We start from the raw sequence: 17,181 nt of genomic DNA on the forward strand, positions 1-17,181 counted from the left end.
ACAGGACGGAGACTCTGAGGCGAAACGACGAGGTTCACCGTAAGGCCGAAACCGTCAGGCCGAGTGCGGAGCCCATCCTGGAAACGGGCAAAGACGAGCAAATCCGGCCCAAGAAAGAACTGGAGCGTGTGCCCTGATCAGAAACCCTGATCGGGTCGCTCGTCCAGCCGACGTGCCGATCGCTGTCCATTCGGCTGATGAACAGCGATGGCTGGACGGGCAACCCGACAGTGGGAACACTGGATCCTGGGTCGCATTTCGCAAGCATAAGACCTTGAATCGGTTCAAGACCACAGTGGGCGGAAGCGCCGCAACCGCCCTGACACGGTGAGTGAGGCCGACGATTCAGCGGGTGGGGCGCTCAATGACCGCTCCGAAACGCAAGAGAGCCGCCCGTTGCGCGGGCGACTCTCTCGGGAGAAGGCCATGCGTAGGACGATCTTGCTGCTGAAGGAAAGTCTTACTGTTGCCCTGGCCGATGATCAGCATAGCGTGTCGGCTTGCGCGCGTCTCAGCCTCGGAGTGGGCATGACGACGCTTGGAAAGTCCTTCCGATACTCCCAAAGCGAGAGAACCAGCCCTGGCGTCCGGCGCATCCCTCCAATCGTCCCTCTGACCGGGGAGAGACGAGGAAATCAGCCAATGCGCGCGGGAAACTACGTCCGTAAATCCCAGGGGAGAAATCATCCGCTCCCGCCTCTGGATCGCCGATCGCTTCCTACATCCAAGCGTCAAACCGTCGGCTAGAGCGGCGTACATCGTAAAGCTCATGGTTGAGCAGCCCGCCTCACCATACCTTTCTTGGATCAGGTGACGGGAGATGGCATGGACTCTGACGTTGAGAGCATGTTTGTAGACGTCATGCACTGGGAGCCTGGGCGATCAGCCGCTTCAAGCGCCTGGAGAGAATCGAGATGAAGGCAATCTCGATGAAAGCGATGAGGTGCTCCTTCGTCCGCTCGACGATGGTGTTCAATCGACGGTAGCGCGTGATCCAGCTGAAGGAGCGCTCAATGGCCTAATCACAAATGACAAGTTCTGCCTGACGCGCACAGGCCAGCTTCAGCTGAGCTTGTCACACGTGCGGGGCGGCGGGTGGAAGGCGGTTGTGTCCTACCTCTGCGGTGAGGTCACTCACCAAGGAGGGAAGGATGCGGCGGCAAAAGCGGTGTCCTTGGCGCGTTCGGCGCACCGGTGTGTCGACGCCAACCAGTCAGCAGCGTTGGGACCGGGCCGATCAACTCCTTCTGCAGTGGGCGATGACCGCACCGGCGCCAACCCCGACGTGGGCGCCCCCGATCCGGCCGGAGGTGTGTCATGCGCGTAGCGATCTATGGTCGCGTCTCGACCAGCCACCAAGTCGACCACCAGACCATTGAGCAGCAACTCGAGCGCCTGACCGCGCATGTGCACGCACACACGGCCGAAGGCTGGGTGCGGGCCATGTCTTCCGCGACGATGGCTACAGCGGCGCCACGTTGGCGCGCCCGGGGCTCGACCGCCTGCGTGACGCCGTGAAGAGCCGCGAGTGTGACCGCGTGCTCGTCACCGCGCCGGACCGTCTGGCGCGCAACGACGTGCACCAGATGGTGTTGCTGGAGGAATGGGCCCGGTTTGGCTGCATCGCCGAGTTTCTGGACCGGCCGATGAGCGATGACCCTCATGACCATCTGCTGCTGCAGATCCGCGGGGCGGTGGCGGAGTACGAGCGGACGCTGATTGGCGAACGCATGCGCCGCGGCCGGCTGGCCAAGCTGCGCGCCGGTCTGCTGCTGCCATGGACGTATCCGCCCTACGGCTATCGCCTGCACCCGGACCGGCCGCGCGACCCGCGTGGTGTTACCCTCGAGCCGGCCGAGGCCGCCGTCGTGGCCGAGCTGTTTGCCCTATACCGCGAGCCGGGCACCTCGCTGATGGACCTCGCCCGCCATCTCGATGCGCGCGGCGTCCCCACCCCCTCGGGCAAACCGTGCTGGTCCGGCCCGACGATCCGGGGGATTTTGTGCAACCCGACTTACACCGGGCAGGTTTATGCGCAACGCACGCGCTGCCGCCCACCCACGCACCGGCGCTCGGCGACGCACCCCATCGGCCGGTCACACGACACGGCGGTGCCGCAACCCGCCGACACCTGGATCCCGGTCGGACCGGTCCCCGCCGTGGTCAGCCAAGCGCACTTCGACGAGGTCCAGGCGAAGCTGGCCACCAACCGCTCCTTCGCGCGGCGGAACAACACCGCCCACCCGTACCTCTTGCGCGTGCTGGTGAGCTGCGGGTGCTGCGGCATGGCCTGCACGGCGCGGGTGGCCAATGGCCGGACCTCCTACTATGTGTGCACCGGGAAGGGGCGAAGGAGCAGCGCGTCCCGCGCGGCATGCTGCCCCGCTCGCTCTATCCCGGCTGACCAGCTCGACGAGGTGGTCTGGAACGATCTCTGCGCCTTGCTGAGGGAACCGGAACCGCTCGCCGCCGCGGTGGCACGCGCCCATGGCGGGGCGTGGCTGCCGCAGGAATTGCTCGCGCGTCGCGAGACGCTGCACCGCGCCCAGGCCCACCTCGGCCAGCAGCTCGAGCGGCTCACCGACGCCTATCTACGGGCGGTCATTCCGCTCGATGAGTATGAGCGACGGCGGCGTGACCGGGAGCAGCAGATACAGGCCCTGGCTAGCCAGGAGGAGCCCTGCTGGATCGCGTCCCACCGCGTGGTGTCTGAGGCGTGAGGCTGGCCCGCCGGAGCGCTCCCCCATAGCTGGCGCAGGCGGGCCGGCCGTTCGGGAGCGGCGGTCACCGTGTTCTTCGGCTAAGTTGAGGTTGCTTAACGACCATCAACCAAGACGGAGACCACGATGACCGAGGACAGGATCGCTCTTCAGGAGCTGATTGGGAAGAGCGCCGATGCCGACTTTCTGCGCGAGATGGTCGGCTTCGCCGCCCAGCGCCTGATGGAGCTGGAGGTGGAGAGCCTGTGCGGCGCCGGGTATGGCGAACGCAGCGAGGACCGCCAGACCAAGCGCAACGGCTACCGGGAGCGGACCTGGGAGACGCGCGCCGGGGCCATCGACCTGCGCATCCCCAAGCTGCGGCGCGGCTCCTACTTCCCGGCCTTCCTGGAGCCGCGCCGCACCGCGGAGAAGGCGCTAATCGCGGTGATTCAGGAGGCCTACGTGCAGGGCATCTCGACGCGCAACGTCGATGATCTGGTCAAGGCGATGGGCATGACCGGCATCTCCAAGAGCCAGGTCAGCCGCCTGTGCCAGGACATCGACGAGCGCGTGCAGGCGTTCCTGAACCGGCCGCTGGAAGGCGACTGGCCCTTTGTGTGGCTGGATGCGACCTACGTGAAAGTGCGCCAGGACGGCCGCATCGTCTCGCTCGCCGCCATACTGGCCATCGGCGTCAACAGCGATGGCCGGCGCGAGGTGCTGGGGCTCGGCCTCGGGCTGTCGGAAGCCGAGACCTTCTGGACCGATTTCCTGCGCACCCTCACCCGCCGGGGCCTACGCGGCGTAAAGCTGGTGATCGCCGATGCGCATCTCGGGCTGAAGGCCGCCGCTTCCAAGGTGCTGGGCGCCACACTTCAACGCTGTCGTGTTCATTGCATGAGGAATCTCCTCGCCTGCGTCGGCAAGGCGCACCAGACGATGGTCGCGGCCACCATTCGCACCGCCTTTGCCCAGGAGACCGCTGAGGCGGCGCATGAGCAGTGGCGCCGGGTGGCCGACAGCCTGCGGCCGCGCTTTTCCAAGCTGGCGGCGCTGATGGACGAGGCGGAGTTCGACGTGCTGGCCTACATGAAGTACCCCAAGGACCTGCGCACCAAATTGCACAGCACGAATCCTCTGGAGCGGCTGAATGGCGAGATCAAGCGGCGCACCAACGTCGTCGGCATCTTCCCTGGCGAAGGGGCGGTTGTGCGCCTCGTCGGCGCCTTGCTGCTGGAGCAGCATGATGAATGGGCGGTGGCCCGGCGCTACATGACCATGGAAAGCCTGGCCGAGCTGTGCCACCCTCACACCCCTGATCCGCTGTCCATCGCAGCGGAGTAGACCGGCGGCCTCAACCCGCCGAAGAGCACAGAGGCCCCCTCAGACACCACGCCTCGGGGCACGATCAGCTGCTGCGCAATGATGCCGCGCGCCAGCAGCATCTGGCCGGCGTGGCAGCGTCACTGGAGGCGTTCCGCACGCGTGTCCAGCACGGGCTTGCCGCCGCGACCTTCGAGCAGCGTCGGCAACTCGTATTGCTGCTCATCGATCGTGTCGTTGTGACCGATGCTGATGTTGAGATCCGCTACGTGCTGCCCACCAGCACGGAAAGTGAGCACGTCCGGTTTTGTCAATTGCGTAAAGACTACTTCCACGACCCAAGCAATTTCGGTCGGGATGAACACGCCGTCGCGTCCTCGGGCGATCGGCTGGATCGTGATCCCGAGCGCCGCCCCGACTTTGGCCAAGCGCTTGCCGCAATAGCCGAGATCGCCGATGGCTGGTCCCTGGAAGCCGTGACCGGCAAGCTGGCGCCGCACCGGCATGATGCCCTTGGTGTCGTGCACGTTGGCTGGCGAGGCGTCGATGGCCAGCGGGATACCGTACTTCTCCACGCCCAAGTGGATTTTGATGCCACGGATCTTCTTGCCGCCATCCACACCCCGCGCGAAGCAGCTCGGGGCCGAGGGGCAGGTCCGGCTATCGATCACCACCGTGCTGGGCTCTGGCACGTCCCCGCAGGCCAGCCGCCATGTCCGGCGCAACCGATCGAGCAAGCGCCGCCACAGTCCCAGCCGGGTCCAGCGGGCAAACAGCGCGTACAGGGTACCGAAGAGAATGCCCGAGAGAGAGGGGGGGAGAGCGCCGATGGCGCGCCATTGCATGCCACAGAAGCACACGCACCACAGCGCCATGATCGCCTTGCGCAGGGCTGCTCCGGTGAGCGCTGCCTTGGGTCCAGGACGGGCTGGACGTGTGCCGTCCGTCGCCATCGCGGCCAACTCGCTCAGCACCTCGTCGACGAAGGCGTCAACGTCCGAGAAGGCGTCCCAGGACGCCGGAGTGGTGCTTGCAGGACGAACGGCAGTGCCCATAGAATGCAGGCCTGGTGGCTGGTGACGACATCCACAGCCCTACCAAACCCTCGTCCGCGGCGACACCCCTCTTCATCTCAAAGTAGCATCCCGCTCATCACCGGCCGGGACGCCCCTGCTACGAACATGCTCTGAGAGTGAGCTTTCCCCCGGGGGAATGGTCCTCTCGGGGAAAGCCCAAGCCACCGAGGTCGCCACACACTTCAACGTGGCCACACAAGGCAGTGCCATCCCGGCGCCCACAGGATATGGTCGCGGTCCCGTTGTTCGGCTCATGGAATGGGAGGCTTGCGCATGGCGACCGGCGACGCCACGGTGTTGGTCGGCATCCTTCTGGTCCCCGGCTTCTCCCTGATGGCGCTCAGCGCCGTCAGCGAGCCCATCCGTGCCGCCAACCGGATGAGCGGCAAGCCGCTGTACAGCTGGAAGCTCATCAGCATCGACGGTGAACCGATCACGTCGAGCAGCGGCTTCACGCTGCTGCCGCACGCCTCCATCGAAACGGCCGGGCCGCTGGACATGGTGGTGGCCATCGCCAGCCTGGACGTCGCCGAGTTCCAGGACCGGCGGGTGTTCGACTGGCTGCGGCGGCTGGCCGGCCAGGGCTGCCCCGTCGGTGCGGCCAGCACGGCGCCGCTGATCCTTGCGCGGGCCGGCGTGCTGAACGGCTATCGGGCGACCATCCATTGGGAGGCGATGCCGGACATGGCTGAGGAGTTTCCGGACCTCGACATCAGCCGCGACCTGTTCGTCGTGGACCGCGACCGCTTCACCTGCGCCGGCGGAACCGCCGGCCTCGACATGATGCTGGCCCTGATCGAGCGGCAGCACGGCCACGCGCTGGCCGTCGCCGTCGCCGAGCAGTTCCTGCACACCCGGATCCGCCCGCCGTCCGACAACCAGCGGATGGACATCCTCAGCCGCTACGACATCACCGACACGCGGCTCGCCAACGCCATCGTGCTGATGGAGCAGAACATCGAACACCCGCTGCCCACCCCGGCCATCGCCCTGCGGGTCGGAATCTCGTCGCGCCAGCTGGAGCGGCTGTTCCTGTCCACCTTCGGCAACACGCCGGCGAAGTTCTACCTGGATTTGCGCCTGCAACAGGCCCGCCGCCTGCTGGCGGAGACCGGGCAGTCGATTCTTCAGATCGCGCTGCGCTGCGGCTTCGCCAGCGTGTCGCATTTCGGCAAATGCTACCGCGAGGCGTTCCAGAGCACGCCCGCCCGGTCGCGCCGCGGACAGGATGTCGGAATCTCGACAAAACATGTCGGCGTAACGGACGACGAGACCAGCAAACTGTCCTAGTATCAAACCATAAGCGGCGCCCACGAACGGCGCCGTCGAGACAAGCGCGGCAAACCCCGGTCGACGCGACGCCCGCACCCGCGGGCGTCCGCAAAAGAGGGTGCGCGCAAGGGAGGGAGCGCGATGGAAACACTCCGCTTTATCGGCGACAACGCCAGCCTGATCCTGTACCTGACCGTCCAGCACATCTCCATCGTCGGCGTCGCCGTCGGGCTGGCGATCCTGACCGGCGTCCCCATCGGCATCGCCATCACGCAGAACCGGCGGGTGGCCGACGCGGTGCTCTACGTCGCCGCGATCATCATGACGATCCCGTCGGTGGCGCTGTTCGGCATCCTGATGCCGGTCCTGTCGCTGACCGGCCACGGCATCGGCTACCTGCCCGCGGTGATCGCGGTGCTGCTGTACTCGCAGCTGCCGATCATCCGGAACACCTACACCGCCATCACCAACGTGGACCCGGCCCTGCGCGAAGCGGCCCGCGGCATGGGAATGCGGCCCTGGCAGCGCCTGTGGCGGGTCGAGATCCCGCTGGCGGTGCCGGTCATCATGGCCGGCGTGCGGGTGGCCGTCGTCATCAACATCGGCATCACCGCCATCGCCGCCTACATCGGCGCGGGCGGCCTGGGCACGCTGATCAGCCGCGGCATCTCCCAGACGGACCAGCGGCAGCTGGTCGCCGGGGCGCTGGCGGTCAGCCTGCTCGCCATCGTGGCCGACTACGCGCTTCTGTGGACGCAGCGCCGCCTGACGCCGGCCGGCGTCCGCGCCTGACCGTGCGCTTTTTCCGGGCGCGCTTTTCCTGATTGCCCGCTTCTGACGGGAAGGGACCAGAAGAACCATGATCACGCTCGACAACCTGACCAAGATCTTCAACACCAGCATGGGTCCCGTCACGGCGGCCGACCGTGTCTGCATGGAGGTCGCCGAGGGCGAGGTGTGCGTGCTGCTCGGCCCGTCCGGCTGCGGCAAGACCACCACCCTGAAGATGGTCAACCGCCTGATCGAGAAGACGTCCGGCAAGATCCTCGTCGGCGGCCGGGACACCGACACCATCGACGCGGTGGAGCTGCGGCGCACGATGGGCTACGTCATCCAGCAGATCGGCCTGTTCCCCAACATGACGGTTGAGGAGAACATCGGCGTCGTCCCCCGCATGCTGGGGTGGGACAGCCAGCGCATCCGCAAGCGCGCGGTCGAGTTGCTGGAGATGATGGCGCTGAGCCCGGCCGTGTTCCTGCGCCGCTACCCCCGCGAGCTGTCGGGCGGCCAGCAGCAGCGCGTCGGCGTGGCACGCGCGCTGGCCGCCGACCCGCCGGTGCTGATCATGGACGAGCCCTTCGGCGCCATCGACCCGATCAACCGCGAGGTCATCCAGGACGAGTTCCTGAAGATGCAGCAGACGCTGCGCAAGACGATCCTGTTCGTCAGCCACGACATCGACGAGGCGGTGAAGATGGCCGACAAGATCGCCATCTTCCGCGGCGGCAAGCTGGAGCAGTTCGACAGCCCGGACAACGTCCTGGCCCATCCGGCCAACAGCTTCATCGCCGATTTCGTCGGCGGCGACCGTACGCTGAAGCGCCTGCGCCTGCTGAAGGTGCGCGACGTGCTGAACGCCGACTCCCCCTCCGTCCGCGCCGACGAATCCCTGGACATCGCGGTCCGCCGCATGCACGAGCACGACCAGGGCCACATCGTCGTCACCGACCAGGACGGCCGCCCCACCGGCTGCGTGTTGCTGGCCGATGCGGTGGGCCGTCACGGGGCCGCGGGCGACCACGCGCGGGCCCTCCCCTCCCCCGTCCGGCTGGACGCCGACCTGCGCGGCGCGGTGTCGTCGATGTTCACCCACGACGCGGAGTGGCTGCCCTGCGTCGACGAGGCTGGCATCTTCCGGGGCCAGATCACCCAGCGCGGCATCACCCACCGGCTGGGCGACACCTACCGCGCCGCTGCCCACGCCGCCGCCGTTCCGGCGGACGATGGCCGACCGGTTGCGCCCCAGCATTTCCGGGGGGCCGCCGAATGAAGACCGCCCTGGCCGCGCGCTATGTCCCGCGCTTCATCCCGCTGCCGCCGCTGCTGCCGGCGCTGGCCGCCGCCGCGCTGTTCGGGTTGGGCGTCCTGGTGCACGCCACCGGGCTGGTCGACGAGCTGGCGAGCCGCTGGGAGGACATCACCTTCCTGTCGCAGCAGCACATGGAACTGGTCGCCATCTCCGGCGGGCTCGCCATCCTCTGCGGCGTGCCGTTCGGCATCCTGCTGACCCGCCCGGCGGTCCGGCGCATGGCGGAAAACGCCATGCAGGTGCTGAACATCGGCTCGACCATCCCGACGCTGGCCATCCTGGCGCTGTCGATGAGCGTGCTGGGCATCGGCGAGAGGCCCGCCATCTTCGCCCTGTGGGCCGCGACGCTGCTGCCCATCGTGCGCAACACCTACACCGGCATCCTGGAAGTGCCGCGCCACCTGATTGAGGCCGCAACCGGCATGGGCATGACGCCGCTCCAGATCCTGCTGCGGGTGGAGATCCCCAACGCCCTCTACGTCATGTTCGCCGGCATCCGCACGGCGCTGGCGGTGAACGTCGGCACGGTGCCGCTGGCCTTCCTGATCGGCGGCGGCGGCCTGGGCGAGCTGATCTTCACCGGAATCGATCTGAACGAGCCCGGCATGATGCTGTCCGGCGCCATTCCCACCGCGACCCTGGCCGTGCTGACCGACCTCGTGGTGGCCCTGGTGGCGCGCTTCGTCGTGTCCCGCGGCGTGATGCCGGGCGACCGGTAACCGGCGCCATCAAGTTTGCTGCGATCATCAAGAAAAAACCTTACGGAGGAAACCCATGCATCGTCGTGCCCTGTTCGGCCTCGCGGCCGGCGCCATCCTCGCAATGTCCGCCATCGGCTCTCCGGCCCAGGCCAAGACCATCGTCGTCGGTGGCAAGAACTTCACCGAGCAGCAGTTGATGGCGGAAATGACCGCCCAGCTTCTGCGCGCCCACGGCATGGACATCGACAAGCGCGCCGGCATGGGCAGCTCCGTGCTGCGGCAGGCGCAGGAGAACGGGCAGGTCGACGTGTATTGGGAATACACGGGCACGTCGCTGATCACCTACAACAAGATCAACGACCGCATGTCGCCCGAGCAGACCTATGACAAGGTCAAGGAATTGGACGGCAAGAAGGGCCTCGTCTGGCTGACCCCGTCGCACGCCAACAACACCTATGGGCTGGCAATGAACCGGGACGACGCGCAGAAGCGCGGCATCGTCACCATCAGCGACCTCGCCAAGGCCGTGAAGGGTGGCGAGAAGCTGACGCTGGCCTGCAACGCCGAGTTCGCCGAGCGGCCGGACGGCCTGAAGCCCCTTCAGGAGACCTACGGCTTCGAGTTCGGCCGGGCCAACCTGAAGCGTATGGACACCGGCCTGACCTATCAGGCCCTGCAACAGCATCAGGTGGACGTCGCCCTGGTCTTCGCCACGGACGGCCGCATTCCCGCCTTCAACTTCGTCGTGCTGAAGGACGACAAGGGCTATTTCCCGTCCTACGCGCTGACGCCGGTGGTCCGCAAGGACGCGCTGGACGCCGCGCCGAAGCTCGCCGACCTGCTGAACGGGCTGGCGGCCAAGCTGGACGACAGCACCATGGCGAAGCTGAACGCCAGCATCGACGTCGACAAGAAGACGATCGAGGACGTGGCCGCGTCCTTCCTGAAGGACCAGAAGCTGATCTGATCCCGGCGCGGGCCGGTCATTCCAGACCACCGGCGCCGGCCCGCCCCCTTTGCAAAAGCAACCAGACGGACGGACATGCCCGATTCCAATCACGGACGGCTCCGGGTGGCGCTTGCCCAGGTCGAGACGATCTTCGCCGACCCCGCCTCCAACGTCCGCAAGCATCTCGACTTCATCCGGCAGGCCCGCGCCGCGGGGGTGGATGTCCTGCTGTTTCCCGAACTGTCGCTCGCCGGGCATGGTGCGGGAACCGAAACCCTTGGCCTCGCCCTGCCCGCCAACGATCCGGTGATCGGCGAACTGGCCGACGCCAGCGGCCCGATGCGGACCGTGTTCGGCTTCATCGAGGAAGCGCCGGGCGCGCAGTTCCACAACGCGGCGGCGGTGGTGCGGGACGGCCGGCTGGAGTTCCTGCACCGCAAGATCAACCTCGCCACCTATGGACGGCTGGAGGAGGGCAAGCACTACGCCGCGGGCGACCGGGTGGCCACCCTTTCCCTGGAGGGCCGCTGGCGGGCCGGTTTGCTGATCTGCGCCGACCTGTGGAACCCGCCGCTGGTCCACATCGCCGCGGCGCGCGGCGCCACCCTGATGCTGGCGCCGATCAGTTCCGCGGTGGAGGCGGTGGGGGCGGACTTCGACAACCCCGGCGGCTGGGAGGTCAACCTGCGCTTCCACGCCATGACCTACGGCCTGCCGGTGGCGATGGCGAACCGCGTCGGGCGGGAGGGGGATCTGACCTTCTGGGGCGGCTCCCGCATCCTCGACGCCTTCGGCCGCACGGTGGTCCAGGCGGAGGGGACGGGCGAACAGCTCGTCACCGGCACCGTCGATTACGCCGACGTGCGGCGCGCCCGCTATCTGCTGCCGACCCTGCGCGACGCCAACCCGCGGCTGTTGCGCGACGAATTCGACCGCCTCGTCACCGGGGAACCGGCCTGGGGCAAGGCATCCTGGAGAGCCTGATGCGCGACTTCATCTTGAACGACACGGACCGGGCCTTCCGGACCGAACTGGCCGGCTTCCTGGAACGCGAGCTTCTGCCCCGCGCGCCGGCCATCGAGAACGACGACGACTGGAACGCGGTCAAGGCCGTGGTCCGCGCGCTGGGCGAGGCCGGATACCTCAAGCTGATGTTCCCGGACCTCTACCGCGGCAGCCTGGCGATCTCCGGGGCAGCCCCCGGCCTGACCCACGCGACCATGCTGTCGGAGGAGGCGGCGGCCATCAACTACGCCTTCGAGACGACCATCGCGACGGCGCTGAGCTGCGCCTATCCCCTGCACCGCTACGCCACGCCGGAGATCCGCGGCCGCTACCTTCCCGGCATCGTGGAAGGGCGGGAGATCGGCGCCATCTGCGTGACCGAACCCGGCGTCGGGTCCGACACGTCGGGCATGCGCACGCGCATCACCTTCGACGCCGCCCGGCGGGAATGGGTCATCAACGGCTTCAAACGCTACATCTCCAACGCCTCGGTGGCGGACGTCTACATCGTCTACGGCATCACCGACCCGGATGTCCCGGCCGGCAAGGGGATGAGCGCGGTCGTCGTGCCCGCCGGCACGCCGGGCATGAGCTTCCCGCGCCGCTACACCTTCACCGGGCGACGCGGCTGCATCGTCGGCGAGGTGGAGTTCCGCGACTGCCGCATCCCCGCCGAAAACCTGCTGGGCGAGGAAAACGCAGCACTGCGCATCATGATCAGCATGTTCAACTTCGAGCGCGTGATCCTCGGCGGCTCGGGGCTGGGCGTGGCCCGCAGCGCCTTTGACATCGCCACGGCGCATGCGCAGACGCGCGAGGCGTTCGGCCAGAAGCTGGGCTGCAAGCAGCTGATCTGGGACAAGATCGCCGAGATGAGCTGGCGCATCGACGCGGCGGAGCTGATCACCTACCGCGCCGCCAAGCTGTACGACCAGGGCGTCGCCGGCAAGGCGCTGATGAAGCCCGCGGCGATGGCCAAGCTCGTCTCGACGGAAACGGCGACCTTCTGCGCCGACACCACCGTGCAGGTGCTGGGCGGCGACGGCATCACCAAGGAATACGGGCGGGCCGAGCAGATCTTCCGCGACGCCCGCGCCCTGCCCATCGTCGGCGGCACGACGGAGATGGCGAAGTACCTGATCGCCTCGGCCGACCTGCCGACGCTGAAACCGAACCTGTAGCCCCCAATTCGCAAGCTCGCGAGTCCGCACCATGAACATCGCCTTCCTGCTCGTGCAGAGCACCGAGCGCTATCCGGACCACACGGCCCTGGTGTTCGAGAACCGGCGCTGGACCTACGCGCAGTGGCTGGCGCGCATCAGCCGCTTCGCGCAGGCGCTGTCCGACCTGGGCGTGCGCCCACAGGACCGCGTTGCCTTCTACGTCAGCACGTCGGAAGCGTCGGCGACGACCTATTTCGCCTGCCAGCTGCTGGGCGCCGTGGCGGTGCCCATGAACTTCCGCCTCGCCGCGGGGGAGGTCGCGCACATCCTTCAGGACTCCGGCGCCCGCGTGCTGGTCTATGGGCGCCAGCTGACCGACACGGCGTTGGCCGTGGCCGACCGGGTGCGCACGGTGCACAGCTGGATTTCCTGCGCCGACGACCCGGCCCAGGTGCCGCCGGGGCACCTGCATTTCGAGACGCTGGCGGAGCAGACCGCCGAACGGGCCGATCTGCGCCCGGACATCCGGCCGGAACACCTGTCGGCGCTGGTCTACACCTCCGGCACCACCGGGCGGCCCAAGGGGGTGATGCACAGCCACGGCAACGACGTGGCCATCGCCATGAACTGCGTCATGGAATACGGCCTCGGCCACCGCGACAAGGCCCTGCACATAGCACCGCTCTACCATGTCGGCGGCATGCAGGCTTACTTCATCCCGCACCTGATGGTGGGCGGCACGAACGTGGTGCTGGGCCGGTACGAGGCGCTGAAGACGCTGGAGGTGATCCAGAGCGAGGCGATCACCACCCTGTTCGCCGTGCCGACCCAGATCCAGGAAATGCTGTTCCACCCCCGTTTCGCCGAGTTCGACGTGCGCAGCCTGCGCATGATCACCACGGGCGGGGCGGCGATCTCCAAGGCCACCATGGCGCGCGTCGTCGCGGAGTTCTGCCCGAACATCTACAACGGCTACGGCATGACCGAGGCGAGCCTGACGCTGCTGCTCCAGCCGGAGGATGCGTTGGCGCAGCTCGGTTCCTGCGGCAAACCGACGCTGATCACCACGGCGCGCATCATCCGCCATGAGCCGGACCGCGAGGCCGGGCCGGAGGACACCGTCGGCCCCGGCGAGATCGGCCAGCTGATCGTGCGCGGGCCGCAGATGACGTCCGGCTATTGGAACAACCCGGCGGAGACGGCGAAGAAGTTCAAGGGCGGCTGGCTGCACACCGGCGACCTGTTCAGCCGCAACGAGGCGGGCTTCTACAGCTTCCACGGCCGCGTGGACGACATGATCGTGTCGGGCGGCGAGAACATCTACCCCCGCGAGGTGGAGGAAGTGCTCTACCGCTGCCCCGGTGTGCAGGAGGCCGCCGTCGTCGGCCTGCCCGACCCCAAATGGGGCAACGTGGTGACCGCCTTCGTGGTCAAGGGAGCGCCGGACCTGACCGCCGAGCGCATCGACGACCATTGCCGCGGCAGCGGCGACCTTGCCCACTACAAGCGCCCGAAGCGGGTCGTCTTCGTCGATGCCCTGCCGACCAACCCCAGCGGCAAGGTCCTGAAGCGCGACCTCGTCGCCCGCTACAGCACGTCGGAGGCCGCATAAATGACCGAACCCCTTCTTTTTGAGCAGGACGGCGCCGTCGTCACGCTGACCATCAACCGGCCGGAGGACCGCAACGCGCTGGCCGGCGACGATCTTTTCGCGGCGTTCGAGGAGGCCTGCACCCGCATCAACCGCGATATGTCCGTGCGGGCGGTGATCCTGACCGGTGCCGGCAAGGGCTTCTCGTCGGGCGGCAACGTCAAGCAGATGCGCGACCGCGAGGGCATCTTCGCAGGGAGCGCCGGCGAGGTGCGCGCCAACTACCACCACGGCATCCAGCGCATCCCGCGCGCGCTGTGGGAACTGGACGTGCCGACCATCGCCGCGGTGAACGGCCCGGCCATCGGGGCCGGCTGCGACCTGGCCTGCATGTGCGACATCCGCATCGCGTCGGAAACCGCGGTGTTCGCCGAGAGCTTCGTCAAGCTGGGCATCATCCCCGGCGACGGCGGCGCGTGGCTGCTGCCGCGGGTGGTCGGGCTGTCGCGCGCCTGCGAGATGGCCTTCACCGGCGACGCCATCGACGCGCAGGCGGCGCTGTCCTACGGACTCGTCTCCCGCGTGGTGCCGGCCGGGGAACTGTTGCCGGCCGCCCGCGCGCTGGCCGCCCGCATCGCCGCCAACCCGCCGCAGGCCCTGCGCTGGACCAAGCGGCTGATCCGCGAGGGCATGAACACCACGCTGCCGGCGCTGCTGCAACTGTCCGCCGCGTTCCAGGACATGGCGCACCACACCGCCGACCACCGCGAGGCCATGGCGGCCTTCTTCGAGAAGCGCTCCCCCGAATTCCAGGGACGGTGACGTTATGGGCATCCCGGTCAACGATTTCATCCACGACCTGACCGTCGCCGACCTGCCCGACGCGGTCGTCGCCGCCACGCGGACCTGCATCCTGGACCTGCTGGGCGTGGCGGCGGCGGGGACGACGACGCGCCTGTCGCGCATCGCCCGCGACCATGCGGCCCGCCACATGGCCGCCGGGGGCGACGGGCCGGCGGCGCGGCTGCTGTTCGACGGGCGCAGCGCCTCGCCGGCCGGGGCCGCCTTCGCCGGGGCCGCGACCATCGACAGCTTCGACGCCCACGACGGCCATGTCCTGACCAAGGGCCACGCCGGGGTGGCGGTGCTGCCGGCGGTGCTGGCCCTCGCCGAGGCACGGCCCTTCGCGGCCGGCGGCGAGCTGCTCGCCGCGGTGGCGGTCGGCTACGAGCTGGCGCTGCGCGCCGGCATCGCCCTGCACGCGACGGCCTGCGACTATCACACCTCCGGCGCCTGGAACGCGCTGGCCTGCGCGGCGGTGGGGGCGCGCCGCCTGGGCCTCGACGCGGAGGCGACCCGGCACGCCCTGGGCATCGCCGAGTTCCACGGACCGCGCAGTCCGATGATGCGCTGCATCGACCATCCCACCATGGTCAAGGACGGCTCCGCCTGGGGCGCCTTCGGCGGCGTCAGCGCCGCCTTCCTGGCGGAGGACGGCTTCACCGGCGCGCCGGCCGTGCTCATGGAAAGCGCCGAGACCGCGGCGCTGTGGTCCGACCTCGGCACGCGCTGGCGCATCCTGGAGCAGTATTTCAAGCCGCACCCCGTCTGCCGCTGGGCACAACCGGCCATCGAAGCGGCCCTGGCGCTGCGCCGGAAGCACGGCGTGCCGGCCGCCGACATCGAACGGGTCTGCGTCGCCACCTTCCACGAGGCCAAGCGCCTCGACGCCCGCGCGCCGTCCAGCACGGAGGAGGCGCAGTACAGCCTGCCCTTCCCCGTCGCCGCCGCCATCGTCCACGGCACCGTCGGCGCCGGCGAGATCGCGCCGGAGGGCTGCGCCGACCCGGAGGTGCTGCGCCTCAGCCGGTCGATGGAGGTGGTGGAGGACGCCGTCTATTCCGCCCGCTTCCCCGCCGAGCGCTGGGCGCGCGTGACCTTCGTCCTGAACAACGGCCGCGAACTCCGTTCCGAGCCGACCACGACGCGCGGCGACCCGTCCACGCCCCTGGCGGCCGACGAGCTTGTTTCGAAGTACCGCACCCTGGCGTGGCCGGTTCTCGGCGAGCATCGCGGCGCGCTGATCGAAGCGGGCGTGGCCGCCCTTGGACCCCATGGCGGTCGGCATGGCGGCGAAGTCGCCGACTTCTTGGATGACCTGCTCGGCATGCCCGCCACCTGTGCCCAAGCACGCTAGGAAAGGGGCAGAGATCCCCAGGCCTTCTCAACCCTTAGCCTGCGCCATCGCTGCCCTCAAACACAGCCAGCGTTTCTGTTAGTCGTACGAACGCAATCACCAACGTGCGTACGAACAGGACGGCAATGAGCACCGTCAGCGCCGCCAGGATGAGTGCCGCAATGATTGTGGTGCCCCAGCCTCCCTGCGCGCTTGCGTATTTGAGGGCCGCGATTGACAGGGCCGCCATCGGAAAGCTCACGGCCCACCACGGCACGCCGAAGGGTACGGAAGGGTGAAAGACACGCGGCACGAGCACCAAAAACAAAAACAGGCCAAAGTAGAATAACATCGCCGAGAACATATCGATGCTGTGCGTCATGTTCGTATAGGCGAGAAACCCGACCTCGAACGGCGCGATGAGGACCAGCAACACCGGCGTCATCGGCGCCGGCATCGGGTCGAAATGACGAAATCGCGCCGCAATGAGGACAAACAGTGTAACGGCAAAAACACTGCCGATCGCCAAAGCGAAAAGATTCACCTCATACGCCCAATCGAAGGGCATCGTGGCCCCGGTCACCGCAATGTCGAGAGAGGCCACACCCGGTATCAGCAACGGAGGAACAGTGTTGGTTCCGTCCTGCTTCATAGTCAGAAAGCGCTGAATCCCAATGTAGGACAACCCAAGCGTGGTGATGGCGCCGACAATCCAGACCCATTGACCGAAATATTCGTTGTGCGGAGCCACGACGGCGGAGAGCAACAGCAAGCCAATCGTGATCGTCCCGAAGAAGTTACCCATCACCGGATGGTCGAATTCAGCCATGACAGCCCTGGGATATCGCAGGGTTTTCACGATGTAGGCCACGGCCAGCGCCGCGAACACGCTGATTGCTAGCACGCCAATGGCATCACTGATCAGGGCATGCGCGCCAAAAACCGTGTGCGCCTGACGCCACGCAAGCGAAAGCCCGGCAATTCCCATCACAGATCCGAAAAGATTGACCGGCAACTTTTCAACCGAGGCGGCAGCCTTTCTGGCACCGGCCAGAATACCGGCGGTCGCAACCATCTTGACCTCCCATCCGAATCGACCCCGGGCAAGCCCCAGCCGCCGACAATTCTCCGATG

At 67.6% G+C, this 17,181-nt stretch carries 15 protein-coding genes; 13 read left to right on the plus strand and 2 right to left on the minus strand.

Features of this window, described 5'->3' with window-relative positions; translation table 11 throughout:
• The first annotated feature begins 1,317 nt into the window (after window positions 1–1,317).
• From M2351_RS31090 to M2351_RS31100, 3 genes are all read left to right on the plus strand, one after another.
• Entirely contained in the window at window positions 1,318–1,518 is a 201-nt protein-coding gene (locus M2351_RS31090) for a hypothetical protein (RefSeq protein WP_264659883.1), read from the plus strand.
• Window positions 1,479–2,720 (plus strand): recombinase family protein, encoded by a 1,242-nt coding sequence (locus M2351_RS31095; RefSeq protein ID WP_264659884.1) that lies wholly within the window; start codon window positions 1,479–1,481, stop codon window positions 2,718–2,720. Before M2351_RS31090 ends, M2351_RS31095 begins: the two co-directional genes overlap by 40 nt.
• A gap of 126 nt (window positions 2,721–2,846) precedes the next feature.
• On the plus strand, window positions 2,847–4,046 hold the full coding sequence (locus M2351_RS31100; protein ID WP_264654291.1) for an IS256 family transposase: 1,200 nt from the start codon (window positions 2,847–2,849) through the stop codon (window positions 4,044–4,046).
• 119 nt (window positions 4,047–4,165) lie between these two features.
• On the opposite strand, the gene M2351_RS31105 is transcribed toward M2351_RS31100, so the two are convergent.
• Entirely contained in the window at window positions 4,166–5,080 is a 915-nt protein-coding gene (locus tag M2351_RS31105) for a transposase (RefSeq protein WP_264659885.1), read from the minus strand.
• Between the two features lie 294 nt (window positions 5,081–5,374).
• Between M2351_RS31105 and M2351_RS31110 the strand changes: the two genes are divergently transcribed.
• The 10 genes from M2351_RS31110 to M2351_RS31155 all read left to right on the plus strand — a co-directional run bounded on the left by M2351_RS31110 (window position 5,375) and on the right by M2351_RS31155 (window position 16,068).
• Window positions 5,375–6,391, plus strand: a complete 1,017-nt coding sequence (locus M2351_RS31110) for a GlxA family transcriptional regulator (protein WP_264659886.1) — start codon at window positions 5,375–5,377, stop codon at window positions 6,389–6,391.
• Between the two features lie 123 nt (window positions 6,392–6,514).
• Window positions 6,515–7,165, plus strand: a complete 651-nt coding sequence (locus M2351_RS31115; protein ID WP_264659887.1) for an ABC transporter permease — start codon at window positions 6,515–6,517, stop codon at window positions 7,163–7,165.
• Between the two features lie 67 nt (window positions 7,166–7,232).
• Window positions 7,233–8,423: an ABC transporter ATP-binding protein gene (locus M2351_RS31120; RefSeq protein ID WP_264659888.1), complete on the plus strand. Its 1,191-nt coding sequence runs from the start codon at window positions 7,233–7,235 to the stop codon at window positions 8,421–8,423.
• Window positions 8,420–9,181, plus strand: a complete 762-nt coding sequence (locus tag M2351_RS31125) for an ABC transporter permease (RefSeq protein WP_264659889.1) — start codon at window positions 8,420–8,422, stop codon at window positions 9,179–9,181. Before M2351_RS31120 ends, M2351_RS31125 begins: the two co-directional genes overlap by 4 nt.
• 55 nt (window positions 9,182–9,236) lie before the next feature.
• Window positions 9,237–10,130: a glycine betaine ABC transporter substrate-binding protein gene (locus M2351_RS31130; protein WP_264659890.1), complete on the plus strand. Its 894-nt coding sequence runs from the start codon at window positions 9,237–9,239 to the stop codon at window positions 10,128–10,130.
• A gap of 75 nt (window positions 10,131–10,205) precedes the next feature.
• Window positions 10,206–11,096: a nitrilase-related carbon-nitrogen hydrolase gene (locus tag M2351_RS31135; RefSeq protein ID WP_264659891.1), complete on the plus strand. Its 891-nt coding sequence runs from the start codon at window positions 10,206–10,208 to the stop codon at window positions 11,094–11,096.
• A complete protein-coding gene (locus tag M2351_RS31140) occupies window positions 11,096–12,298 on the plus strand; it encodes an acyl-CoA dehydrogenase family protein (protein ID WP_264659892.1) in 1,203 nt (400 codons plus the stop codon). Before M2351_RS31135 ends, M2351_RS31140 begins: the two co-directional genes overlap by 1 nt.
• Window positions 12,299–12,329: 31 nt before the next feature.
• The gene (locus tag M2351_RS31145; protein ID WP_264659893.1) at window positions 12,330–13,892 is read left to right on the plus strand and encodes a class I adenylate-forming enzyme family protein; all 1,563 of its coding nucleotides are present in this window, start codon (window positions 12,330–12,332) and stop codon (window positions 13,890–13,892) included.
• A complete protein-coding gene (locus tag M2351_RS31150; protein ID WP_264659894.1) occupies window positions 13,893–14,693 on the plus strand; it encodes a crotonase/enoyl-CoA hydratase family protein in 801 nt (266 codons plus the stop codon).
• A 4-nt stretch (window positions 14,694–14,697) separates the two neighbouring features.
• A complete protein-coding gene (locus tag M2351_RS31155) occupies window positions 14,698–16,068 on the plus strand; it encodes an MmgE/PrpD family protein (protein ID WP_264659895.1) in 1,371 nt (456 codons plus the stop codon).
• A 34-nt stretch (window positions 16,069–16,102) separates the two neighbouring features.
• On the opposite strand, the gene M2351_RS31160 is transcribed toward M2351_RS31155, so the two are convergent.
• On the minus strand, window positions 16,103–17,122 hold the full coding sequence (locus M2351_RS31160; protein WP_264659896.1) for an SLAC1 anion channel family protein: 1,020 nt from the start codon (window positions 17,120–17,122) through the stop codon (window positions 16,103–16,105).
• Window positions 17,123–17,181: the final 59 nt, after the last annotated feature.

It is taken from the genome of Azospirillum canadense, from assembly GCF_025961225.1.
GTDB lineage: Bacteria > Pseudomonadota > Alphaproteobacteria > Azospirillales > Azospirillaceae > Azospirillum > Azospirillum canadense.

Bases quoted from the DNA above. Each gene is read 5' to 3' on its own strand.
- M2351_RS31140 (WP_264659892.1), top strand. From the start codon at position 11,096: ATGCGCGACTTCATCTTGAACGACACGGACCGGGCCTTCCGGACCGAA.
- M2351_RS31090 (WP_264659883.1), top strand. From the start codon at position 1,318: ATGCGCGTAGCGATCTATGGTCGCGTCTCGACCAGCCACCAAGTCGAC.
- M2351_RS31155 (WP_264659895.1), top strand. From the start codon at position 14,698: ATGGGCATCCCGGTCAACGATTTCATCCACGACCTGACCGTCGCCGAC.
- M2351_RS31110 (WP_264659886.1), top strand. From the start codon at position 5,375: ATGGCGACCGGCGACGCCACGGTGTTGGTCGGCATCCTTCTGGTCCCC.
- M2351_RS31100 (WP_264654291.1), top strand. From the start codon at position 2,847: ATGACCGAGGACAGGATCGCTCTTCAGGAGCTGATTGGGAAGAGCGCC.
- M2351_RS31120 (WP_264659888.1), top strand. From the start codon at position 7,233: ATGATCACGCTCGACAACCTGACCAAGATCTTCAACACCAGCATGGGT.
- M2351_RS31125 (WP_264659889.1), top strand. From the start codon at position 8,420: ATGAAGACCGCCCTGGCCGCGCGCTATGTCCCGCGCTTCATCCCGCTG.
- M2351_RS31115 (WP_264659887.1), top strand. From the start codon at position 6,515: ATGGAAACACTCCGCTTTATCGGCGACAACGCCAGCCTGATCCTGTAC.
- M2351_RS31145 (WP_264659893.1), top strand. From the start codon at position 12,330: ATGAACATCGCCTTCCTGCTCGTGCAGAGCACCGAGCGCTATCCGGAC.
- M2351_RS31160 (WP_264659896.1), bottom strand. From the start codon at position 17,122: ATGGTTGCGACCGCCGGTATTCTGGCCGGTGCCAGAAAGGCTGCCGCC.
- M2351_RS31150 (WP_264659894.1), top strand. From the start codon at position 13,893: ATGACCGAACCCCTTCTTTTTGAGCAGGACGGCGCCGTCGTCACGCTG.
- M2351_RS31130 (WP_264659890.1), top strand. From the start codon at position 9,237: ATGCATCGTCGTGCCCTGTTCGGCCTCGCGGCCGGCGCCATCCTCGCA.
- M2351_RS31105 (WP_264659885.1), bottom strand. From the start codon at position 5,080: ATGGGCACTGCCGTTCGTCCTGCAAGCACCACTCCGGCGTCCTGGGAC.
- M2351_RS31135 (WP_264659891.1), top strand. From the start codon at position 10,206: ATGCCCGATTCCAATCACGGACGGCTCCGGGTGGCGCTTGCCCAGGTC.